This is a genomic window from Bryobacter aggregatus MPL3 (genome assembly GCF_000702445.1).
Classification (GTDB): domain Bacteria; phylum Acidobacteriota; class Terriglobia; order Bryobacterales; family Bryobacteraceae; genus Bryobacter; species Bryobacter aggregatus.
The window spans coordinates 3,595,365-3,619,125 of the sequence record NZ_JNIF01000003.1 but is presented as its reverse complement, the minus strand read 5'-3'; the positions used below and the strand labels follow the sequence as shown (position 1 = coordinate 3,619,125).

The window sequence follows — 23,761 nt, the reverse complement described above, 5'->3', positions numbered from 1 at the left end:
GTATGACCCGCCGTCAACTCCTTGCCACCCCTGCCCTTGCCGCCCAGTTTCGTGCCGCCCAGTCCGGTGGCGTCACCCTCAACGAAGATCCCAACCACTTCTTTGTCGCCCGCCGCGCCAGGCGCCTCACTCACGAGATCATCCGCCAATGGGTCGATCAGTACGCAGACACCCAGGTCTCCGAACTCGTCCTCAACGTCAATGCCATGCGTTCCAGCTTCGCCTCAAAACAACGCGAGGCCTGGTGGACCGGCTTTGACCCCAAGGGCGGTAAAGACCAGCCCTTCCTCAGCCCCGTCGCCCCAGCCTCACGCCAGGTCTTCCACGACTGGATTCGTTGCGGCTGGCAGATGAACGAGGACAAGCTTGACCTCTACTCGATTTGGATCCCCGAAATCCGCCGCCGCAAGATTTCCCCCTGGCTCTCCATCCGCATGAACGACCTCCACAATGTCGATCAGGAAGACCACCCCATGCACTCGTCTTTCTGGCGGGAGAACAAGCAATTCCGCCGCGTGCCCTATCGCGACGAGCAACGCGACAAGGCCCTCGACTACGCGCATCCCGAAGTCCGCGATTACTACCTGCGCTACATCGAGGAGTGCTGCGAGCGCTACGATTTCGACACGCTCGAACTCGACTGGATGCGCCACGGCTTCCACTTCCGGCCCGGCTACGAAGACGCAGGCGCTCGCATCCTCACGCAGTACCACTCCGAAATCCGCAAGCTCCTCAACCAATGGCAGCGCCGCCGGAAGCATCCCATCGGACTCGCGGTTCGCGTCCCGGGCAGTCCACTCGCCGCCAGGCATCTCGGAATGGATGCAGCCGCCTGGGCGCATAACAACGACGTGAACTATGTAACGGCTACCAATTACTGGCGCACCGTCGACACCAACATGCCAATCGAAGAATGGCGAGCCCTACTGCCAAAGCAATGTACGTTAGCGGCTGGTCTCGAGCTCGGCTGCAACGCCTTCCTCGGCTCCGTCGCAGGCGATGGCCGCGCGTGGCAATCAAACTCACTCGAATCCGTCCGCGGAGTGGCGGCAGCCTATCTCCACCGCGGCGTCGATCGCATTTACTTATTCAATTACATGGACGCTGACACCACGCTCGACGACGTCGCCAACTACCCTGCCCTACTCCGTGAAGTGGGCCAGCAACAAACCATCGCGGGCAAGCCACGCCGCCACATCGTTACCTACCAGGACACCTGGGGCCCTGGAGATCCGGTGGCCCATGCCCTTCCGGTCGATCTCAAGCCCAACCAGTGGCGCGCGTTCCGCCTCCCCACGGGGCCAACCGATTCGAAGTTGCAGGCAAGCGTGCTGCTCGGCCTCAGCAACTCGAATGTGAGAGTACGGGTCAATGGCGAAAACACCGCGCCGGGCACGCCAATCGCAACGCCGAAGCCCGGGCCTGCCACGCCCGTCTTCCGCTTTGCCACCACCGCGCCACTCCGCGCCGGTGAGAATCTGATCGAAGTCACCGCCCAGCAGGACACGCGCATCGAATGGGTAGAACTCAACTTGGCCAGCTGGCAGTGATGCCTCCATCGGTTGCCCAACTGAACGAGAACTGAGAGCCAAGTTTGTGGAGATCGGCGACCAGGAAGAGCAGTTGCCATCTTGGCATCAAACATCGCTTCCCCCGGTGGCTTACGCCTTTCTGATCGATCTCAAAAGCAGACATCACCTGTATCCCGCCTCGCTGATGGGAATCGGATCAGAGTCACCGCCCAACGGAGCACGAACATCGAATGGGTAGAACTCAACTTGGCCAGCTAGTCGCTCCGCAGTGCCGTCATCGGATCAATGCGCGACGCCCGCCACGCGGGCACAGCCGCCGCGGACAAAGCGCTCAACAGGAGCAGAGCCACAACCACCACCCACACACGCCAATCACCGGCAGAGGTCCGGAATAAGTAAGCGTCCACAGAGCTTCTAAGCCCCCAGGCCACAATGGCTCCAGCGCTGAGTCCCAGAGACACCAGCAAGACCGCCTGACGCTGAAACAGTGAGCGAATCGATTGCGGCGAAGCCCCCACGGCCAGCCGCACCCCGATCTCCCTGCGCCGTTGCTCTACCCCATAGGCGACAATGCCGGCAATCCCGGTCACCACAATCGCGAGCGCAAAGCATCCAAATGCGGTCAGCAGCAAAGCCAGCACTTGCTCCATGCGCGCCGAAGAGGAGAGGTTCCCTGCAATGGTGTGGATTTGTAGAAATGGACGCTGCCCCGCCTCCCGAGTAAACAATTCCTCCAGTGCACGCCGCACGCTGGTCTCGGCCCCCTGATGGCTCACCACCATCGTCATCCCGGGTCCCGTCGCGCCATCCCACATCGACAGATACGCGGTGATCGGTTCCTGTTCCCGTGGATTCTGATACTTTGCATTCCCGACGACACCAATGACGGAAAGCCACGCGCCGCTCGAGAAGCGCAACCGCTGTCCCAACGCCGCCTGGGCAGAACCGAAGAAGCGCCGCGCCGCATTCTCGCTCAGTATGCAGACCTCCTTGCGCCCCTCAAAATCATTCCCCGCCAGAATCGGAATGCCCATCGCGGCAAAGTAACCCTCACTCACCGTATGGAGAAACAAAAGCCGGTCCTTTACCGGGAGCTCCGCCTTGCCAGGAATCTCGGCGGACGAAGCGCTCATCCCACCCGACAACGGCACAGTCTGTGTCCAGGCCACTTGCACCGCCTGCGGCAGGCGCCGCGCCGCATCGAGCAAACGCCGGTAACTTTCTCTTTGCTGCTGGCGATCGACACCCGCATTGAACAAGTCCGGAGTGAGCAGAATGGTCCTCGCCGCCGCAAAGCCTGTGTTCTCGGTCAACAACGATCGCACCGATACCAGAAGCAAACCCGCGCCTCCCAGAAGCGCAAACGCGAGAGCCGTCTGCAAGACCGTCATCGCAGACCGCAGCCGCAAGCCCGCTAGCCCCACGCTCCGGTCGCCCAGCGCAGCTCTGCTTGCCATCCAGGTTGGAGTCAGGCCGGCGATCAAAATCACCGCCAGCAACGTGAGCCCCAGAAACAGCGCCAATCTCCAATCGCCGGCTGTATCGATCTGAACCACCAGAGATTCCCTAGAAATCCCGTACTGTAAAACCTGCACAATCCAACTGGAAAGCAATAAGCCCAAGGCGCCCCCACCCAAACCCAACAACAGACTCTCCAGCAGCATCTGCCTTCGAATTACTCCAACGCTCGCGCCCAGCGCCATCCGCACCGCAAATTCCCCCATCCTCCGTGCCGATCTCGCCAGGACAAGATTCGTCAGGTTCATCGCCGCAATGAGCAGAACGGCCCCCACCGCAATCATGAGCATCCAGAGCGCCTCGCCGTAGGCATCCGCCACCCAGGAAGACCCATTGTGCCCCTCCTTCGCCGTGATCCGCATCGCCAGAAACTCTTCTTGCGCCTTGGCACTGCGTCCCGTATCCAGGCACATCGCCAATAGCCCTCGAGAGGCAGATCGCAAGCGGGCAGAGATCTCCTCTACACTCTCCCTGGCAGGGCGGCGGCCAAACACCTGCAGCATGCCGCCGTGTACATCCTGCCGCCAGGAGTAACTGGGGTACATCGCTTCCAGCGCAGACAGCGGCAGCCACAGATCCATCCGGATCCCCGGTTGTACTCCAGAGAAAGTAGGCGGCGCCACGCCGACGATCGTAAACGGAACACGCTCCACGACAATCTTTGTGCCAACAGCCGCAGCTGATTTTCCAAAAGCCCGCTCCCACATCTCGAAGCTGATCACCGCTGCCCATCCTCCGGCAGGCCCGCCAGGAACATCATCGCCCGGCTGGAGCAAGCGGCCCATCTGCGGGTTCAGGTCCAGCACTGGGAAATACGATCCAGTCACATTCGATGCAACCACCTGACGCGGCACTCCGTGCAAATCCATCGCCACCGTGCTGCTTCCGGTCACTCCGAATACTCCAGGCAACAGCGCAGGCTGGGTCTCGAGCACCCGGAACAAGGGATAGCTCAAACGATTTAGTTCTGTGGCCTTGGTCTCTTTACCGGCAACCCAGCTTCGTGTGCTCTTGGGAAGATTGGTCAAGCTCAGCTGCACAAGCTCCTCCGGCGCTCGCACCGGCAAAGACCGCAACAACAGTCCATTGAGCAGCGAGAAGATCGCACTATTCGCGCCAATCCCAAAACCCAGCGTCAGCAGGACAACGACGGTGAAGGTCTTCTCTCGCCACAACAAGCGGGCGCCGAATCGCAAATCCCGCCAGCACCCTTCCAACCATCCCCACACCCAGAGCGCTCGCATCGATTCCCGCCAGGCCGTTTGGTTCCCCAGCGCAATCCGTGCGATCCGTCCAGCTTCTTGCTCCGCAACACCGTCGGATCGCAACTGCCGTTCCTTCATCTCCAGATGAAAGGCGAGTTCGTCACGCAGATCCTGATCGAGATCTTGACGCCACCACGCCCGCAATTGCCTCCAGAACCGAATCATGATCCCTCCAATACCCGGCGCATCCCGAGCACCAGATGGTCCCAACCTTCTCGTTCCTCCACCAGTTGGCGGCGGCCTTCCGCAGTCAGCTCATAGAACTTCGCTCTTCGATTCGCTTCTGAGGAGCCCCACTCTGCCGCCAGCCAACCTTTCAATTGCAAGCGGTGCAGTGCCGGGTAAAGAGCGCCTTCCTCAACCCGGAATAACTCACCGGAACTGGTCCAGATTCTCTCCATGATCGAGTACCCATGGGCCGCACCATCTTGTAAAGATTGAAGAATGAGCAGATCTAAGGTCCCAGGGAAAAGGTCCCGGCTTTTCAGTCCCATAATCAATTTAGGGGAAGAATAACGCCGCTCCCCTAAGATGTCAAGGGAAATTAACTTGCCAGGACGGCAACTCTGCAATGAATCCTTTCACCAGATGTGATAGGAATAGCGCATGCTTCGTACTGCATACGCCAAGTTGCTTCTATCCTTATTACTTCTCACCATTCCCGGCCGGGCTCAAACCGGCTCTCAAATTACCGGCGACGTTTCCGACAATTCCGGTGCTTCTGTTGCGGCCGCCAAAGTCGTCGCTACCAACATCGAAACCCAGGTCTCGCGTGAAACACTGACCAACGACGCTGGCACCTATATTTTTTCCCTTCTCCAGCCGGGTAAGTATGTCTTGAACGTCACCAAGGATGGCTTCAAAAGTGCCCGTCAGGAAAACATCAGTCTCGAAGTAAACGCAGTACTCCGCATCGACGTCAAGCTCGAAGTTGGCGCCATCACCGACTCCGTCACCGTCTCCAGTGCTCCTCCTCTGGTGGAAAGCGAAAACTCCTCGCTCGGTCAAGTGGTGGAGACCAAGCAGATTGTCGAACTCCCGCTCAATGGCCGGAACTTCGTCCAACTTGCCACCCTCGGACCAGGCGTCACCGGCGTCGGTTTCGGAGCCTCAGGCACCATCATGTCGGGCACCCGTCCCGACGACCAGCGTCCCGCCTCCGAACTGTTCTCTAACGGCAATCGCGAAGGCTCCAATAACTTCCTGATCGACGGTATCGACAACAACGAACGCCTCACCGTCTCCATCACCCTGCGCCCCTCGGTCGAAGCGGTCCGCGAGTTCAAGATCCAAACCAGCCTCTTCTCCGCCGATCAGGGCCGCAATCCTGGCGCCACCGTCAACGTCGTCACCAAGTCCGGCTCCAATGAACTCCACGGTGCAGCCTATGACTTCCTGCGCAACGACAATCTCGACGCCAAGAACTACTTCGCCTCGCCCACCGCCAGCAAGCCACAACTCGCCCAGAACCAGTTTGGCGCGGCACTCGGTGGTCCAATCATCAAGAACAAACTCTTCTTCTTTGGCAACTACGAAGGCTATCGCCGCCGTCAGGAGATTCCCTTCCTCGGCACCGTCCCCACTCTCGCCATGAAGAACGGCGACTTCAGCGCCGTCCGCGATATTTTCGATCCCTTCAGCCTGCGCGCAACCCCCGGCACCAGTTCCGGCTTCTCACGCACCATCTATCCGAACCGCACCATCCCACGTTCGCAGTTCGATCCCATCACCACTCGCCTTATCGATGCCTTGCCGCTTCCCACATCTTCCGGCATCGTCAATAACTACACCGTTGCTCCCAAACAGGCGCAGGATTGGAACCAGGCTGACGGCCGCGTCGATTACAACCTCTCGCCCACCAGCTTCCTCTTCGGCCGCTACTCGTATCAGAAGACCGATACCATTCGTCCGGCCACCTTCCCGCCTGCCAAGGTCGCTGGCCTCGACGTCCCCGTCTCGCTCAGCAATGAAGACACCTTCGCTGGCACCAGTTCGCAGAAGGCTTATCACACCAACCTGAACTACTCAAAGATCATCACGCCGGCGCTCTTGATGGAATTGAAGGCTGGCTTCCAACGCTTCTCGCTCGACTTCCTCGCGGCCGGTGCAGAACCTGGCGCGCGTCTTGGTGAAAAGCTCGGCGTCAAGAACTCCAATCAGGGTCCGCGCGCGGACGGCCTGCCCATCTTCTCGCCCTCTGGTTATTTTGGTTTCGGCCACACCCGCTCGCTGCCGATCCTCCGTCGCGAGAATACTTACCAGTATGGTGCCGGCTTCACCTGGACCCGTGGGAAGCACAACATCAAGTGGGGCGGCGACATCATCCGCCGTCAGATCTCTGAGTTCCAAACCAACCGCGGCAACGGCCGCTTCAACTTCTCTAACGCCTTCAGCAACGATCCCAACAACCAGGGGGCGACTGGCGACGCTATGGCCAGTTCCTTGCTGGGCACGGCCAACACCATTGAGCAGGATTTCACCCTCGTCTTCCCGGGTATGCGCGGCTGGGAGAACAGCCTCTATGTCCAGGACGACTGGAAGGTCAGCGATCGCCTCACCGTCAACGTCGGCATGCGTTATGAATACTTCTCGCCCTTCCGCGAAGTGGCCAATCGTCTGGCTAACTTCAACACTGTCACCGGGAGAATGATGATCGCCGGCAAGAACACCGATGAGTATCTCGGCGTCCATCCCTTCCGCAAGGGTTTCGCTCCGCGTCTCGGCTTCGCCTATAAGCTCCGCAAATCCACCGTCATTCGTGGCGGCGCGGGAATCTTCTTCGGCACCCAGGGTAACGGTGGCGCAGCCATGCGGCTCTTCCGCCAGACGCCCTTCGGCCCTGTCCAGACTGTCGATATCAACACCCTCGGCGCGAATCCTCGCCGTGTCGTCGATGGCTTCGATCCGCTCGTCGTCCCCAGCGCCGACTCGATCATTGCCGACCCGCGTGGCGCTCTCATCTCCGTCGACTCCCACTTCCGTCCCTCTGCCACCTACCAGTACAACTTGCAAGTGCAGCAGGAACTCAAGGGCAACATGGTCTTCAAGATCGGCTATGTCGGCAACCTGAATCGCTTCCTCGATTACACCTATGATGCGAATCAACCCGACCCCGGTCCCGGCACCGTGCTCTCCCGCCGTCCCTTCCGCAATCTCGCGCCCAACGTCCAGGGCATCACCTATGCCGTGGCCGATGGCAATGCCAACTACCACGCGCTGCAGTCCACCATCGAGCGGCGCTTCTCGAACGGCCTCAGCTTCCTGGGCGCCTACACCTGGTCCCACTCGATCGATAACGTCCCGAATGCATTCGGCGGCGCAGCCAACGGACCCATCCCGCAGGACATCCGCTATCGCAATGTCGATCGCGGCAACTCCGGCTTCGACATCCGCCATCGCTTCACGATGTCGATGAACTACGAACTCCCCTTCGGCAAAAACAAGAAGTTCAACATCACCAACCGCGCCCTCGACACGATTGCCGGCGGCTGGCAGGGCAACCTGATCTTCACCAAGCAGACCGGTCTTCCCTACACGCCCACGCTGAACAGCGCTGTCTCGAATGCCGGCGGCTCGCGTCCGAACCTGTTGAAGTCTCCTAGCTTCACCAGTGGAGACCGCGCTATGTACTTCGACACCAGCTTCAACACCGCAGGCGCCACCTGGGGCATCCCCACGGTCTACACCTACGGCAACGCTGGTCGCAACATCCTCTACGGCCCTGGCAGAACCAATATCGATGCTTCGGTGTTCAAGACCTTCTCACTGACGGAGCGCTTCCGCCTCCAGTTCCGCGCGGAGCTCTTCAACCTCTCGAACACGCCGCAATTTGGCTTGCCCAACGCGGCCATCGGATCGCCTTCCGCAGGGAGCATCACGAGCCTTTCGGGGAACAACCGTCAGGTCCAACTTGCTCTCCGCCTCAGCTTCTAAGCAAAGAACACAAAAAGGCCTCCCCAACCGGGGAGGCCTTTTTCAATTTGGCGACCGCCTCTTACTTCGCTCAATCCAGAAAAACCCGATATACAATCACAGAGCGACTCCGTGTTGAGGATGCAAACTACGAACTACAATGACACCACAACAACAGCTGGATGCGTTCCTAGCCGACATTCGCCAGACAAATCGCTTCATCAATATTGACCGGGCTATTGGAACGCGAAGCAGTATTGCCTCCCTCGTCGTCTTCTTGCGAGGGAGGGTCAACAATCCCCAACCGATGACGGTGATCGACGCTGTCCAACGTTGCGCCGTCCCAAATGCCCCGGGCATCACGAAGTACCTGCCAGCAATTCAGCGATTGGTGTCCGTGTGGGGTTATGACCAGAGGGACTACCCGTCGGTGACCGGCGCAGTTGCGGTCAGGGCTGCGGAGAACTTCTATCAGCATTCGCGACTAGTCCCCTTTCAGGACAGGGTGGACTACGAACTCTTACTGCGCTGGAGTGGCAACGCGGCCGGCTTTGGAGTCACGGTGGCTCCGCAGGGTTATGTAGCGCGCCTTCCAAATCCGAATGGTGGGAATCTCGACATTACCTCGAGAGGCCTGCTTCTGAGGTCGGGGCTAATCCCGGAGGCCAACGGTTTCGCCGACAGAAGCTACATGAGCCGGCTTCAATTGACCCAGGCCGATCTCCAGGCCATGGCAAATCAATCGATCGCCGATGTGGGCTGCGGAGCGGCGATTTTCCGAGCGGAAATGCAAACGCTATTCGGTTGCGCCACCACAGGACTGGACTTCAATGCCGCTCAAGTACCGGCGGGGAACGCCCAAGTCAGGAGCCGTTATATTCGTTCCATCCTCTACCTGAAGATGCTTCTCGATACCAACCGGATGAATGTGACGCTCACCTCACCCGAAATGGCTCCACTGATCAGGCGCCTCGTAGATAATCTGGGTCAAATACTGACCAACTACGTCAACACCCCTCCAGTCGTCGGCGACATCTTCAATCTTCCAGCCGCCATGATTGCCAGTAATCACGGACATCGCTGGAACTACATGACCACCATGTACTTGTTGTGTTACTTTACCCCAATCCAACAAACGAACGCGGTGCTCAATATGTGCGGCGCCACGACGAACGCAGTGTATCTCTACAATGGTTCGGGAGTGGGCAATGGAATCCAAACCCAAACATTGACCTACGACACTGCCCAGATTCGCCACGCCTTCCCACAGTGCCGCATCCTCGTCAAAGACCCGGCCACGCACCACATCATCCTCTAGCGCTTCCTGAAAGCCGGGGGAGCAGTTGGTTTCCGGCGAAGCTGTTGCCGCCTACTTCTCCCCCAGTAACGCGCCCGCAATCTCCCTCGCCAGTTGCGTCCCGAAATTCTCCCAGACCTCCGGATTCGCCCGCCCTTTCCGCTTCTGGCTATACCCGATTCGTAACTCCATCAAGTGCGCGGGAACCTGATACTCGATCCACAGCCATTGCGCCACATTCGCCCGGGTCTTCCCCGTGATCTCCATCCGCGAAGGATTCTCCACGCTTGGATCAAAGATCGTCTTCTCCCGCAGCGCCTTCTCTAACTTCGCCGTCAGTGGGGACTTCGGCCCCTCCAGATATTCCCCCATCTCGGTGTTATGAACGCTCAGGAAGAAATCGATCTTCTTCCCTGCCCCCAACCAATCCTGCATCGCCTTCTTCTGCGCCAGAATCTCCGGACGCAACACAACATCATTCGGTGAATCCCAGTTTCGATTCAGGTCATAGCCTTTGCGGTTGAAGCGAACACCTCCATGCTCCACGCCATCCGGATCCAGCCAGGGCTGCACCTTCCAAATCACTCCGTTGGGTAAGTGGCGCAGGAAACCTTCTCCAGTCCAGCTTGTCCCAGCTTCCCAGGCATGCTGCCGGAACATCATCCAGACCACCGGCGCCTTCGGATTCCCCCCAGACCGATCAAAAGTCCACAGTTCGAGCTTCCGTCCCTCAACACTCTTCCCGATCACTTCAATCTCCGGCTTCAGATCCTTGCGGAGCAGATCGAGATTCTTCGCTGTATACGGCATCAGATGCGCCACATACAACGGCTTCCCAGTGCCCTTGAAATGCAAACGCCAATGAGGCTCTTTCGGATCGTAATCCCCTGCGGCCTCCTCCCAAACCTTCCCGTTCAACCAATAAGGGCGCGTATCGCCCGTGATCGCGCCAATATTCTTCTGATAGTTATACTCGCCTGGCAAATCCACCAGATCGATCACAATCTGCTGGCCCTTCTTCGCCCCATCCACACGAAAGTAGTACCAGCTAGCCTGACGATTGCGGCCGTCCTGATCGGTCTGCCCCGGAACGCCCACACGCAAATGCGTCGGGCTCACCGACTGTACCGGACCAATGGCCCCACCAGAAAAATTGGCGCTGACCCGAAGGTCAGCGCCATATCCAACTACAGCCACCAGAAGGAGCAGCCACATTTAGATCTCTTTTTTGCCGAGTTTATCAGCCAGATACTCCGATGCCCGCATCGACAGCGCACAGATCGTCATGGTCGGATTCTGCGTACCCGCAGTCACAAAGCTGCTACCGTCCACGACAAACAAATTCTTGATGTCATGACTTTGATTCCACTTGTTCAGAACACTCTTCTTCGGGTCATCGCCCATCCGGCAAGTGCCCACTTCATGAATGCTATAACCCGGAGGGAACGGCGTATCGTTCGTATGGATCACTTCAAAGCCTGCCTTCCGGCAAACCTCCGCAAGAGTCGCCACCGAATCCTTGATCAAGGCCGTATCGTTATCCCCGTACTTCACCTGGAAGTTCAGCACCGGAATGCCATAGGCATCGACAACCGACTTATCGATCCGCACATGATTCTCATAACGAGGCAGAGCTTCGCCCATCGCCGTTGCCGAGAAGCCTGCGCCACGCGCTTCGTTTTGCGCGTCCTCGGCTTCCTTGCCCCAGCCTGGGAAGAACTTCAGGTCTGGCGTGCCCCCCGTCGAGAAGTCAAACGCACAACCGCGAATGTAGTTCTTCTCCTTGCCCTTGTTCAGATTCGCAAAGCGCGGAATATAGCCACCGCCGCCCACCATGCCGCGCGGAGCCTTGCCGCCCTTGGCCTCAGGAATCAACGCCACCACGCTATTGCTGATATACATCTGATCGCACAGATAGCGGCCCAGAACACCGCTCGAGTTCGCGATCTTCGAGTTCAGCAACAAGCGAGTGCTCTCGAGACAGGAAGCGGCCACCACTACGACCTTCGCCTTCACATGCATCTCACGGCGCGACTTCCGGTCCACAAAGTGAAGACCGTTCGCCTTGCCCGTGTTCTTATCGATGCTGATCTCACGAGCCACAGCGTTCGGAATAATCGTCAGGTTGCCGGTGGCCACGGCATCGGGCAACAACAGGTTGCGCGAGCTGGCAAGGTTGCCATTGCCGAGACTGCGACGGATCTTAGTGATCGTCATGCCTTCCGGCTTGCCCGCTACAGCCAGCCGCTTTGCGGCCGTCGAATCGGGCGACTCATCCTCGATGAACAAGCCATCTGGCAGTTGCTTCAGGCCTTCCTTCCGTCCGGAAACGCGGAAGATCGGATCGACGCGATCATAGAACGGCGCTAGATCCGCATAGCTGATCGGCCAGTTCTCCCCGTAGCCATCGTGATCCTTCGCCTTGAATTCGTAATCGCTCAAACGGAAGGACATGCGAGCCCAGAACAGGCTCTTGCCCCCCACCATGCGCACACGCACCCAGTTATAAGGGTCCTTGGGGTCATGGGTGTAAGGCACTTCCTTCTCATCCACCCACTGGTTCGCATTGAACTCATTCGCCTGCAAAACATGGGGCAGGCGGCCTGGCTTCCCAAAGCCGCGATAGGGCAATTCGTAAACAGGCTTCATGCCGCGGGCGCGATCAAAATCGACCAGCGGACCCGCTTCTACCATGACGCACTTCAAGCCGAGCTTGGTCAGCGTGTAGGCAGACATACCTCCGGACGCACCGGAGCCGATAATCAGAACATCGTAATCTTGGGCTGCCATTTCAATCTCCTAGTCGAGCGGATACCAATACAAACCAACTCCGCCAAATCTACGGCTGGCAGAAGCATTCGCGACACTAAACTCCTTTGAGTTTTGGGTCGCGTTGCGGACGTCCGCCTTCGCGGTCTGCAAAAAGCGGGTCAAGGGGTCACTGGACGGCTCGAAAGTCCAGGGCTTGCGCAGTGGAGCCAGAGCGGCCGCGGCCTGCGCATCATTCATTTTGCTAAATCCCGCGGCAACCAATACATTCAGGCCTGCCGTATACACGTGCTGGCGGTCGGCTGGCGATTGTCCGATCAAAAAATCGAGAAATTCGGCTGCGTTTGCTTCCTTGGCGCCCACTCCGCCTTCGGGAGTAGGGACAAGAATCTCAGACAAACGCTTGAGCGCAGCAAATTGGGCGGCATTGAAAAACTTCGGAGCCATTGTGGCAACGTCGTCGGAGATTCCGACGTCGAGCTTCGGCAACTCCATGGCAGCGCGATTTGGCGCTCCCGGAGGCGTAGGGGCTCCCTGCTGAGCCAGCAGACTCCCTGCGGCGGGAATCGCGGCAGCCTGGGCAAAGAACTTGCGGCGTTTCATAGTTGGATTCCCAAACGTTATCACAGTGGGATCCAAACAGAACTAGCCTGGAGAAGGGATAGCGAACAGCCAGGTATGAAGCAGATCAACGGAATCTACGTCGAAATTCACATCAAAGACACGGTCGATCACCTCTGGAAATTAACCCAGCAGCCAGATCTCCACCAACGTTGGGATCTCCGCTTCCCCCAGATCCAATACCTCCCCCGTCCCAATCGGAATGAGCCGCAACGCTTCCTCTATGAAACTCGCATTGGATTCGGACTCAAGACCGAAGGCACCGGACAAAGCATGGGGCAACCGGCCAGCGAGACCGGAGAAAGATCCTCCTCACTCCAGTTTGCCTCGGACGATCCCAAGTCGTTCATCCGCCAAGGCTCGGGCTACTGGTGCTATGTCCCCACCGAGGGCGGGCTCCGCTTTTTCACCTGGTATGACTATGAAGTCCGCTTTGGCATACTCGGACGCCTTGTTAACAAGCTCCTCCTCCAGCCGCTCATGGGTTGGGCCACAGCCTGGAGTTTCGATCGCCTACGGCTCTGGGTTGAACGCGGACAGTCCCCGGAACTCTCGATGAATCTGGCGCTCCTCCATGCCACCGCGCGCTTCGCCCTTGCTGCCATCTGGATCTGGCACGGGCTGGTGCCGAAGTTACTGTATCGCAACCGGGATGAGACAGCGATGCTGGCCCAGGCCGGTCTCCCGCTGGGCTTACTCCCCTTCATCGGCGTCGCCGAAATTGCCTTCGGACTTCTCTTCATCCTGCTCTGGCGCCGTTCCTCGCTCTTCTTTGTCAGCATGCTACTAATGGTCTTTGCGACGATTGGCATCCTGATCTATTCCCCCGCATATCTGAGCGCCGCCTTCAATCCCGTTACATTGAATCTCTCCGTATTCGCCCTCTCCATCGTCGGCTGGCTCTCTTTGAAAGATCTCCCCACCGCGTCCACTTGCCTGCGGGAGCCTCCGGAGAAACAGGCATGAAGTCTATTTAGGAACGAGTGCAGGCTACCGATTCTGCCAAGCTCCATCCCCAGATCCAGTGGCGGTTCAGCCTCAACGCCGACACTGTCCTGGCAGCTCGATCTCTCGGTGGGAGTCGCCGAAGTCTGCGAATGGTACGACGACCAGGAGCAATGTTTTCGCATTGAGGTGACCGTCACTCACCCGATTTGGAGCAAGCGCTTTGGACGCTTCCAGGTGGAGTGAAGCAGATTCACCAGATCTTCACCAGACATTTACACCCATGCGATGAACTCTTGGTTCAACAGAGTAAGTATGCTAACGCGACTCTCTCAGTTCGTCTCGCTCGCGCTCCTGCCCCTCGGAATGCTTTACGCCCAAGGCTCAGCAAACATTGTCATCAGTCAGGTCTACGGAGGGGGCGGCAACACTGGCACTCCTGCGGCAACCTACAAGAACGACTTCATCGAACTATTCAACCGCGGAGCGGTCGCAGTCAGCCTGAATGGATGGTCGGTCCAGTACAACTCCGCGGCAGGCACTTCGGCCTGGCAAGTCACCGAACTCACCAACGTCCTGCTGCAACCGGGCCAATACTATCTGGTCCAGGAGGCGCAGGGCACAGGTGGCACCACCAACCTCCCCACTCCCGACGCCACCGGCAACATCCCGATGTCTGCCACCGCCGGTCGCGTGGCCCTCGTCAAACAGACCACCGCACTCTCCGGTAGCGTCTGCCCCTCCGGCTCCAATCTGGTTGATCTGGTTGGCTTTGGCAGCACGGCAAGCTGCTCGGAAACCTCTCCGGCACCCGGACTGAACAATGCAACGGCAGCAGTGCGGGCACTTGGCGGCTGCACCGATACGGACAACAACAGTACAGACTTTACGGCCATCAACGCGGCTCCCCGCAATAGCGCCACGGCGTTGAATGTCTGCGGCGCGCCCACCAACCCGGGCGCCATCAGTTCGGCCACTCCGAATCCCGTCCCGGTCGGCTTCTCCGTCGCCTTGGCAGCAACCCTGTCACCTGGAGCCAACCCCACTTCCACCGGCCTCAGCGCAAGCTGCAACCTGAGCGAAATCGGTGGCAGCACCAGCTTCAGTCTTCCCGGCAGCTACACCGTGCCTGCCAACACCGTCTCAAAAACTTACAATCTCCCTTGCACCGTGAGCGATGACCAGTCCCGCACCGGCAACTTCACCATCGCCCTCGCCGTGAAACCTCCGCCGCCCGTACTCACCTGTGGCGCGGGCAAGACGAATATCGGAACGGTCCAAGGTCCAGGCAACGCCAGCCCTATCGTTGGCTCCACCGTCGAAGTGGAAGGAATCGTCACGGCCAACTTCCAGGCAAGCGACCTCAAAGGCTTCTTCCTGCAAGAATCCGATTCTCCCCTGGAGGCCGACAACGACCCCAATACTTCGAACGGCGTCTTCATTTTCGATAACAGCTTTGGCGTTCCCGCCCCTGTGGGCTCCAGAGTCCGGGTCGCCGGTACAGTGGCCGAGTCCTTCAATCGCACACAGATCGGCAACATCTCTTCGATCCAGGTTTGCCCCGCCGCTGGTTCCGTCAATGCCGTCGACATCAACTTCCCCCTCAGCGCCGTCGCGGATTGGGAAAAGTATGAAGGAATGAAGGTCCGTTTCCCCCAGACCCTTACCGTCAACGGCACCAACGATCTCGCCCACTTTGGACAGTTCACGCTGGGACTGGGCCGCAGCTATCAGCCCACTCAGATCGTCCTTCCCGGTGTTGCTGCCACCACCCAACAGAACCTGAACAATCGAAGCTCCATTTTGCTCGATGACGCCTCCAACGTTTCCGATCCCTCCCCCACGCTCTATCCCATTGGAGGGCTGAACGCCACCAGCAACACTCTTCGTGCCGGATACACCGTAGCATCCGGCTGGGAAGCCGTTGTCGACTACTCCTTTAGCGAGTACCGCGTCTTCGCGCTCAATCCCTCAGCCCTCACAATCCAGGCCGCTTCCAATCCCCGGACCACCGCTCCAGACGCCGTTGGCGGCCGCTTCCGAGTGGTGGGCTGGAACGTTCTCAATTACTTCACCAGCTTCGGCGGCAGCAACCGTGGCGCTGCAAACGCAACGGAGTTCCAAAAGCAGAAGGCAAAGATCGTTGCTGCCATCGTTGCGCTCAACCCGGATGTGATCGGCCTCACAGAACTGCAGAACAACGGCGACGTTGCCATCACCGATCTGGTGAATGCGATCAATGCCGTCGCCGGTCCCGGCACCTATGCCTTTGTGTCCACCGGTCCGCTGGGCACCGATCTCATCACCAACGGCATCCTCTATCAGCCTCTGAAGCTGGCCCCTGTCGGAACCTTTGCCTCTCGACTCCCCCCTGCAGGAGTGTCCTCCCGTCCCACGCTCGCCCAGCGTTTCGTCCCTGTTGGCGCGGTAAAACCGGAACTGCAGCAGTTCACCGTCTACGTCAACCACTGGAAGTCAAAAGCTTCAGCCGGTTCGCTGCCGGGCGATGCCGATCAGAACGACGGACAAAGCCCTTCCAACGCATCGCGCGTCGCACAAGCGAATGACGTGCTCTCCTGGATCAACGCCAATCCCACCGCGGACCCCACGCCAGTAGCCACCCGTAAGTTTGTACTGCTCGGCGACTTCAATGCTTACGCGAAGGAAGATCCTATCCGGATCCTCGAAGCTGCCGGTTACAAGAATCTCGCCACCAATATTCTTGGCCTCAATAGCTATTCCTACAACTTCAGTGCACAGTCCGGCTCGCTCGACCACGCCATCTCAAACCCCGTTTTCTTCTCACTGGTCAGTGGGGTCACCGAATGGCACATCAACTCCGACGAGCCCCCGGTTTTCGAATACAACACCACAAACCCCGCTTATTACAACGCTGGTCCTTACCGGGCCTCTGACCACGATCCGGTCCTCATGGGCTTCAACCCGCTCCCGGGCGACCTCAACGACGACGGCATGGTCGATGCCGCCGACGGCAATCTTCTTCGCAGCAAACTCGGCAAGCATCCCGGCGAAGAGGGCGTCGACCGGCGCATGGATATCGATGGGGATGGAGTCATCACCCTCACGGATTACAAACTCTGGAGTAGTTACTACTCCGCCTTCATCCGCTAACAAGGAAACACATCATGAAAGCACTCATTGCGATTCTCGCGATCGCAGCCGCCTTACCGGCTGCCACTCTCAACCTGCAGCTTCCGGCCTCTGCCTTTACGGTCGGCCAGACCTTCACCGCAACCGTCACCGTCGAAGATCCTTTTGAGGACGCCCCATTGGACGAATCGCTGCTCGCCTTCGGCTTCGACCAGACTTTTTCCAACCTGGGGCTCAGCCTGCAAAGCATCATAGTCGCAGCGCCCTTCTTTGAGTACCTCAATGCAAACCTCATCGCTGGCACACTGCTGCCCGGTGAAGTGACGAACACCGGACAGAACTCAGTTTTGCTGGCTACACTCACTTTCCGTGCGGAGAGTGCCGGAGCCACCACGATCTTCCTCTCCATGAACGAAAGCAATCTCGATCACGGCTTCCTCTATGCCGGTCTCGACACCCCAACCGCCTATTCGAGCACCAGCCAACTGGTCACCGTCAACGACGTCAGCAGCATTCCTGAGCCTGGCACTTACCTGCTCATCGGCGCGGGACTGATCTTCTTCGCGTTACGGCCAGCTATGCTTCGGGTAGCGTCGGCTTAGTTGCTGGCGCAATTCCGGATACAGCTTCGTCCAGAAGCTCCCCAGATCCTGCGTCATCTGCACAGCACGTTTGTTAGGAGCAAGTAAGTGAACAAGAACCGGGACGCCGCCGACCTTCGGCGTCTCGGTCATTCCCCAAAAGTCCTGCAACCGGCTCTCGATCCACGGTGTCTGATTCGGCACATAGTTCACACGGACACTCCGTCCCCCCGGCAACTGAATCCGAGCCGGAGCCGCGCGATCCAGCACCGCAGGCTCCACCCAGACCTGATACGCAGCCGCGGCTCGAATCTGATCGAAGCCGTTATAGCCCTCGCAAAGCGCGAGCAACTGTTCCAGCACCTCCTGCTCCCCAAAAGGAATCCCCCCAAAAGCAGCTCGCGCCAGCAGCGCCTCCATCTCCGGCACATCGACAAAGCGCCTCCAACCCGCCTCTCTTACCTTTTCGCGTAAAACCTCGGAAGCCTCTTCCGACATCGGCCGCGGCTCCACACTCGCCTCAAGCGCCAGTCCATGAAACTCGATCGCGCTATGCTGCTCCACACGCTCACTCGCGCGATTCCAGACATAGCGATCCACCGCCGTCACCGAATCCGGAAACAATTCGAGCAACCAATCCGGCTCAATCGGACAAGCCGCTCGTACAAATTTCTGATCGGTATCGACAGCCACAATCCACTCCGGCGGCTTCGGCGATTGCAAGCGCAGCCTCACGCCACCGGCCACTTCATACTCATCCTCGCGGCGCCGCTTCGCCACGCGGTCCGGATAGGCCGACAAGATTGACTCCGCAAGCGCCCGTTCCCAATCCCGGCCCTGCGAGCGCCCCACTTGCCGCTCCAACTGTTTCGCGATTCGTTCCGCATTCGAGCTCAAGGGTCGCTCCGCATTATGGATCAGATCTGCGTTCTGCATCCTCTCCCCACTCGAAAGCAGGGCAGCAACGCGCGCCGCTGGCGTTGCCGCACTTCGCTCGCTTGACTCAATCAGCATCCGGGCCAGCCGTGGATGCACTGGCATCGCAGCCATCCGCTCGGCCATTTTGCCCCGCGCCCCCAATTCGTCCAGAAGCGATTCCGCACGCCGCAGGTCATCCGGACGAGGCGGCGTCATCCAGGGCAATAGCGAGGCATCGGAATGCCCCATTGCACGCAACTGCAGCAATAAACCACTCAGTTCCCGGCTCTCGATCTCAGGAGTCGCCCGCTCCGCACGATTCACAAAATCATGCTCCGAATAAAGACGGATGCAGAGTCCTGGCCCCGTACGCGCCGCACGTCCCGCCCGCTGAATCGCCGAAGCCCGTGAGATTTTCTGCAAGCTCAACTGCGGCAACCCGGTGTTCCTCGAATCGGAAGCCACACGAGCCAGCCCACTATCGATCACGGTGGAAATGCCCTCGATGGTGATTGAGCTCTCGGCGATATTCGTGGCAAAGATCGCTTTCGGCCGGGAACTCTTCTCCAGCGCCAGATCCTGCTCCTCCTGGCTCAAATCTCCATACAGGGGCAGCAGCAGGCGATCCAGACGGCGGCAAGCCTCGATCGCCCGCCGGATCTCTGCGGCGCCCGGAAGAAAGATCAGCGCATCCCCCTTTGCCTTCGCCAGTGCCGCCGCCACGCGCTCCTCGAGTGGCTGGGCACTCTCGGGGGTATAAACCACTTCGAGTGGAAACAAGCGCCCTTCGCTGCGCAAAATCGGGCAATTCCCAAGATGGGCCGCAATCGGAGCCGCATCCAGAGTGGCCGACATCACGACAATGCGCAATTCCGGCCGATAGCGGCGTTGCAACTCGAGCAGCAACGCAAGCGCCAGATCCCCCTCGAGGTGCCGCTCATGAAACTCATCGAGAACCACGGCATCAACGCCCCGCAGCATCGGATCGGAGGCAAGCCGCCGGTTGAGAACTCCTTCCGTCAGATAGCGCAAGCGCGTCCGAGGCGAGCTCACATCTTCGAAACGAACCTGGTAGCCGACGCTTTCGCCAATGCGTTCGCCCCGTTCAGAGGCCACACGCCGCGCCGCCAGCCGCGCCGCCAGCCGCCGCGGCTCCAGGACAAGAACATTGCCGGACAGCGCCGCCGGCACTCGGGTTGTCTTCCCCGCACCCGGCGCAGCCTCGATTACGAGGTTTCCGGAAGACGGGATTTGAGGGAGGATCTGGTCAATCGGTAGAATCAAGGTTATGCTTTCCACTCTAAATCCACCCAAGCGTCTCCTCTATGGACCTGGACCGTCCATGGTCGAGCCGCGCGTCTATGACGCCATGTCAAAGTCCATTGTCGGCCACCTGGACCCGTTCTTCTTCGAGATCACCCAGGCAGTCAAGACCGGCCTCAACACATGCTTTGGGACTGCAAATGAATTCACGGTGGCAATGTCCGCTACCGGTTCGGGTGGGATGGAAACGGCAGTCGCAAACTTTGTCGAACCCGGTTCCAAGTTTCTCGTCTTCGCCAACGGCTTTTTCTGCGACCGTTTGACCGAAATGGGCAAGCGCCAGCGCGCCGAAGTCATCCGCATCGAAAAACCCTGGGGTGAAACCTGGACCCCGGAGGAACAACGCGAAGCCATCCTCCGCGAGAAACCCAACACAGTTGCCTACGTTGCTGCTGAAACCTCCACCGGTTGCTGGACCGATGGCACGGCCCTTTGTGAAGCCGCGCACGAAGTTGGCGCCTTGGTCATTGCCGACTGTGTCACCGCGCTCGGCTCGATGCCCATCAACCTCGACCAAACCGGCATCGACATTGCCTTCAGTTGCTCGCAGAAGGGCATGGGTTGCCCTCCGGGACTCTCCCCGCTCACCGTCAGCCCCCGCGCCCTCAACTGGCTCACCAAGGAACGAAAGAGCCTCATCCCGACCTGGTACTTCGACCTCAAGCTGTTGAGCGAATACTTTGGCGGCGCCAAGCGCTACCACCACACCGCGCCGATCACGATGTTCTACGCCCTCCACGAAGGCCTGGCGAACATCGCCGACGAAGGTCTCGAAAAGCGTTTTGAACGTCATCGCAAGAACCGCAACGCCTTCGTTGCCGGCATCGAAGCCATGGGTATGGAAATGCACGTCCATCGCGGCCATCAGCTCTGGAACCTCATGACGCCGAAGGTCCCTGCTGGGGTCACCGACATGGACGTACGCAAGTACCTCATGGAAAATTACGGCATCGAAATCGCCGGTGGTTTTGGCGAGCTTGCTGGCAAGGTCTTCCGCATTGGTCTGATGGGTGTCCTCGCCACCGAAAAGGATACGCTCTTCCTGCTGGAGAAGTTCGAAGAAGCGCTCCGCGCCTCCGGCTTTACACCGAAGGCCAGTGCCCTCCCTGCTGCCAAGGCTGCCTACGCAGCATGATACTCGCGCTGCCGCTCCTTCTGATGCTGCAGCAGTCTGGGGAGGTGGCACAGCCGTGCCCCGCCTCCCCAGCCAACAGCGTGCCTCTGCCGAAGAGTGCCACCTTCAAAGAGGCGAAAATCCTGTCTCAGCCCGTGATGCCGCAGTTCACATCCGAAGCCAGCCAGGCGGGCTTAACCACCAGTAAGCTTGCGCTCTTGGTGACGCTGAGTGAAACCGGCAAGATCTGCGAGATCCGCGTCGTGAGCCCGCTCGGTCTCGGTCTCGATGAGTCGGCCATCCGTGCAGTCCGTCATTGGAAATTCTCACCAGCCACGATCGACGGCAAACCCGTGAAAAGTGAGTTCGCCCTTCAGATCACCCTTACGAGCCAGGACGAAAAAATCAGCACTGCAGAGAAGGATCGTACCAACTACAACCTCGCGTTGGACCAATTGAAGTTGAGGGATCCGGTGAAAACCGCAGAGTCGATCAAAACGATCGAAGAGTTGAGCGAGAGAATGTACCCCGCTGCTGACGGATTTCTCGCACTTCTACTCATCGAGGGCAAACTACTCCCACGAGATCCAACCCGCGCTCTCCTCCTCGCCAGCCGCGCCGAAAAGAATTCACCCCTTGCGATCTATGCACTCTCCCTATTGCATCGAAGCGGTGACGGCGTCCCGCAGGATGACGCGAAGGCCTTAAAATACGCCAAAGAGGCCTCAACTGCAGGGGTTGTCCTGGCCCAAATTTGGCTGGGGCAAAAATACATGGCAGAGGGCAAGCCTGGTGACGCCAAGCGCTACTTCAAGCTCTGCGCCGCGCAGCAGAACAAAACCTGTCAGCGTGCACTGGCAGCGCTAAATTCCAAGCGGTAGAGCCCCGAGCGAACGATTCCAACGATCGAAGCGCTGAGACGATGTCGCACAAAAAAGAATGGCCGGTCAAATTACCTTGACCGGCCATTCTCAAAATACAAAAGGAAACCTACCAGCGAATCTTATCCGGGAAGAATTCCGCAATCAGTTCGGAGTAGTAAGGCCGCAGCGCCTTCTCATCCGGCTTATTGTGGCCCTTCGAATAGAGATCGTACTGGTTGAATTTCTTCACCCACTCGAACATCGCACGATCCTTGTCGTTCATGAGGTGATCGTAGGCGCCCGCACGATGAATCGGATAGCAGGAGTGATAGCGGATCGCATACAACGCTTCATCCGGCAGATAGTCGCGCAGCACATGGTACAGATACTCATCGTGCCCATAGCTCATGTGGACCTTCTCCAGACCACACCCAGGCTCGTACACTCCGTTCACGGTCTGGTAAGCCGGGATCGAAGCATCAGGGTTCCATGCGAAGTATTCGTGAAACACAATCGACGGATCCCACGCACAACCGGTCGGGAACGTATCGCCCACCACAGCCCATTGCGGCTCGCCATAGCTGCACAGCACCTTGCCGCAATCATGGATCAGGCCCGTCAACTGCATCCAGCGCGGATGGCCGTCGGCGCGAATCGCCTCAGCCGTCTGCAGGTTGTGCTCGGTCTGCGAAAGGTCGGTATCGGGATCGGAATCATCAACCAACGTGTTGAGGAAGTCCATCATCTCCCACAACCCGCGCTCCCCCATGTTGCGGTTCTCATACTGAGCGCGCTTGGCCTTTGCGAACGCATGCGTCTGGTGACGATGGTTCAGCATGTAGAAATCCTTCACCCCTTGCGGTGAAGATTCGTTGAAGACACGGAAGTCTTCTTGCTTCCGTCCCTCCTGGTAACGGGAACGCACATGATCGTCCCACTGATCAAGATTTTCGAGCGGACCTGGTGAAGTCATCAATTCTATTCTAGATCGACCAGCGCCAGATATTTGCACCCACCGTAAAGCCGGCTCCGACGGTTACAAAAAGCACATAGTCGCCTTTCTGTAACTTGCCCTGCTCCACAGCATCTCGGGTTGCCAATGGGATCGTCCCGGCCGTCGTATTGCCGTACTTGTCGATGTTGATGATCACACGATCTTCCCCCAGCCCCAGACGCTCCGCCGTTGCCTTGATGATCCGCATGTTTGCTTGGTGCGGAATCAAGACCTTGATGTCCGAGGGCTGCAAGCCCGCCTTCTCAATCACCGCGAGCGAAGCCTCTTCCATCTTGCGCACGGCGTACTTGAACACGGCTTGGCCTTCCTGTTTGACATAGTGCAAACGCTGGTCCACCGTCTCACGCGACGAAGGCAGGCGGCTGCCCCCAGCGGGCATCTTCAACGATTCGCCCCCCGATCCATCGATCTCGTTATGGAAGGCAACGTAACCATCGCCAGGCTCGTCCGTGGCCTCAAGAAGAAAGGCCCCTGCCCCGTCGCCAAACAGGATGCAGGTGCTGCGGTCGGTGTAATCGAGAATCCGCGACATCGTATCGGCGCCGATCACCAGAACACGCTGGTGAGTGCCGCCGCGAATCAGGTTTGCGCCGACCGTGAGGCCATACACAAAACTGGAGCAGGCCGCACTGATATCAAAGCCCCAGGCGCCGGTGGCGCCCAGCCGGTTCTGAACCAGACAGGCCGTCGAGGGAAAGAACATATCCGGCGTCACGGTCGAGACAAGGATCGCATCGAGCGCTTTGGGATCGAGGCCACGCTTCTCGAGGCAAATTCTGGCAGCTTCGTAAGCCAGGTCGGAACTAGCCATCTCCGGCGCGGCAATATGACGAGTACGGATTCCAGTACGGCTGAGGATCCATTCGTCGTTCGTGTCGACCATTTTTTCTAGGTCTTGATTGGTGAGGACGCCCGGTGGCACGTAGCAACCGAACGAAGAGATCTTTGCGTTAGGCAAGGCGGTTAATCCATTATGT

16 protein-coding genes are annotated in these 23,761 nt (G+C 58.7%); 8 read left to right on the top strand and 8 right to left on the bottom strand.

The genetic code is table 11. From position 1 onward, the window contains the following. The first annotated feature begins 2 nt into the window (after positions 1-2). A complete protein-coding gene (locus M017_RS0116715; RefSeq protein ID WP_031499274.1) occupies positions 3-1,550 on the top strand; it encodes a glycoside hydrolase family protein in 1,548 nt (515 codons plus the stop codon). A gap of 236 nt (positions 1,551-1,786) precedes the next feature. On the opposite strand, the gene M017_RS0116710 is transcribed toward M017_RS0116715, so the two are convergent. Together M017_RS0116710 and M017_RS0116705 are read right to left on the bottom strand one after the other, a co-directional pair. Beyond that, on the bottom strand, positions 1,787-4,480 hold the full coding sequence (locus tag M017_RS0116710) for an ADOP family duplicated permease (protein WP_031499273.1): 2,694 nt from the start codon (positions 4,478-4,480) through the stop codon (positions 1,787-1,789). Beyond that, on the bottom strand, positions 4,477-4,809 hold the full coding sequence (locus M017_RS0116705; RefSeq protein ID WP_031499272.1) for a PadR family transcriptional regulator: 333 nt from the start codon (positions 4,807-4,809) through the stop codon (positions 4,477-4,479). The genes M017_RS0116710 and M017_RS0116705 overlap by 4 nt, the downstream gene beginning before the upstream one ends. Before the next feature lie 112 nt (positions 4,810-4,921). On the opposite strand from M017_RS0116705, the gene M017_RS0116700 reads away from it, so the two are divergent. Both M017_RS0116700 and M017_RS0116695 read left to right on the top strand, forming a co-directional pair. Next, a complete protein-coding gene (locus M017_RS0116700) occupies positions 4,922-8,248 on the top strand; it encodes a TonB-dependent receptor (RefSeq protein WP_031499271.1) in 3,327 nt (1,108 codons plus the stop codon). A 139-nt stretch (positions 8,249-8,387) separates the two neighbouring features. Further along, positions 8,388-9,545 carry a hypothetical protein gene (locus M017_RS0116695; protein WP_031499270.1) on the top strand — a complete coding sequence of 386 codons (1,158 nt, stop codon included), beginning with the start codon at positions 8,388-8,390 and terminating at the stop codon, positions 9,543-9,545. 51 nt (positions 9,546-9,596) lie between these two features. Here M017_RS0116695 and M017_RS0116690 read toward each other — a convergent pair whose 3' ends face one another. From M017_RS0116690 to M017_RS0116680, 3 genes are read right to left on the bottom strand one after another with little or no spacing between them, the layout of a single operon-like run. After that, on the bottom strand, positions 9,597-10,739 hold the full coding sequence (locus tag M017_RS0116690; protein ID WP_031499269.1) for a M14-type cytosolic carboxypeptidase: 1,143 nt from the start codon (positions 10,737-10,739) through the stop codon (positions 9,597-9,599). Beyond that, positions 10,740-12,314, bottom strand: coding sequence for a GMC oxidoreductase (locus M017_RS0116685; RefSeq protein WP_031499268.1), 1,575 nt, complete (start codon positions 12,312-12,314; stop codon positions 10,740-10,742). It lies immediately after the preceding gene. A 9-nt stretch (positions 12,315-12,323) separates the two neighbouring features. Beyond that, a complete protein-coding gene (locus M017_RS0116680; protein ID WP_031499267.1) occupies positions 12,324-12,896 on the bottom strand; it encodes a gluconate 2-dehydrogenase subunit 3 family protein in 573 nt (190 codons plus the stop codon). Positions 12,897-12,971: 75 nt separating this feature from the next. Between M017_RS0116680 and M017_RS0116675 the strand changes: the two genes are divergently transcribed. The 3 genes from M017_RS0116675 (at position 12,972) to M017_RS0116660 (ending at position 17,572) form a co-directional block, all read left to right on the top strand. Continuing rightward, on the top strand, positions 12,972-13,880 hold the full coding sequence (locus tag M017_RS0116675; protein WP_031499266.1) for a DoxX-like family protein: 909 nt from the start codon (positions 12,972-12,974) through the stop codon (positions 13,878-13,880). 294 nt (positions 13,881-14,174) lie between these two features. Continuing rightward, the gene (locus M017_RS0116665) at positions 14,175-16,991 is read left to right on the top strand and encodes an ExeM/NucH family extracellular endonuclease (protein ID WP_051670286.1); all 2,817 of its coding nucleotides are present in this window, start codon (positions 14,175-14,177) and stop codon (positions 16,989-16,991) included. A 14-nt stretch (positions 16,992-17,005) separates the two neighbouring features. Beyond that, the gene (locus M017_RS0116660; RefSeq protein ID WP_031499264.1) at positions 17,006-17,572 is read left to right on the top strand and encodes a PEP-CTERM sorting domain-containing protein; all 567 of its coding nucleotides are present in this window, start codon (positions 17,006-17,008) and stop codon (positions 17,570-17,572) included. On the opposite strand, the gene hrpB is transcribed toward M017_RS0116660, so the two are convergent. Continuing rightward, positions 17,537-19,753: an ATP-dependent helicase HrpB gene (gene hrpB, locus M017_RS0116655; RefSeq protein WP_238325929.1), complete on the bottom strand. Its 2,217-nt coding sequence runs from the start codon at positions 19,751-19,753 to the stop codon at positions 17,537-17,539. The genes M017_RS0116660 and hrpB overlap by 36 nt on opposite strands. Before the next feature lie 4 nt (positions 19,754-19,757). Between hrpB and M017_RS0116650 the strand changes: the two genes are divergently transcribed. Further along, positions 19,758-20,927: a pyridoxal-phosphate-dependent aminotransferase family protein gene (locus M017_RS0116650; protein ID WP_031499862.1), complete on the top strand. Its 1,170-nt coding sequence runs from the start codon at positions 19,758-19,760 to the stop codon at positions 20,925-20,927. Next, the gene (locus tag M017_RS0116645) at positions 20,924-21,787 is read left to right on the top strand and encodes a TonB family protein (RefSeq protein ID WP_031499262.1); all 864 of its coding nucleotides are present in this window, start codon (positions 20,924-20,926) and stop codon (positions 21,785-21,787) included. Before M017_RS0116650 ends, M017_RS0116645 begins: the two co-directional genes overlap by 4 nt. Before the next feature lie 109 nt (positions 21,788-21,896). Here the strand turns inward: M017_RS0116645 and M017_RS0116640 are convergent, their stop codons facing one another. Continuing rightward, on the bottom strand, positions 21,897-22,742 hold the full coding sequence (locus tag M017_RS0116640; RefSeq protein WP_031499261.1) for an inositol oxygenase family protein: 846 nt from the start codon (positions 22,740-22,742) through the stop codon (positions 21,897-21,899). Positions 22,743-22,752: 10 nt separating this feature from the next. Next, on the bottom strand, positions 22,753-23,742 hold the full coding sequence (locus tag M017_RS0116635; protein ID WP_031499260.1) for a beta-ketoacyl-ACP synthase III: 990 nt from the start codon (positions 23,740-23,742) through the stop codon (positions 22,753-22,755). Between the last annotated feature and the right edge of the window lie 19 nt (positions 23,743-23,761).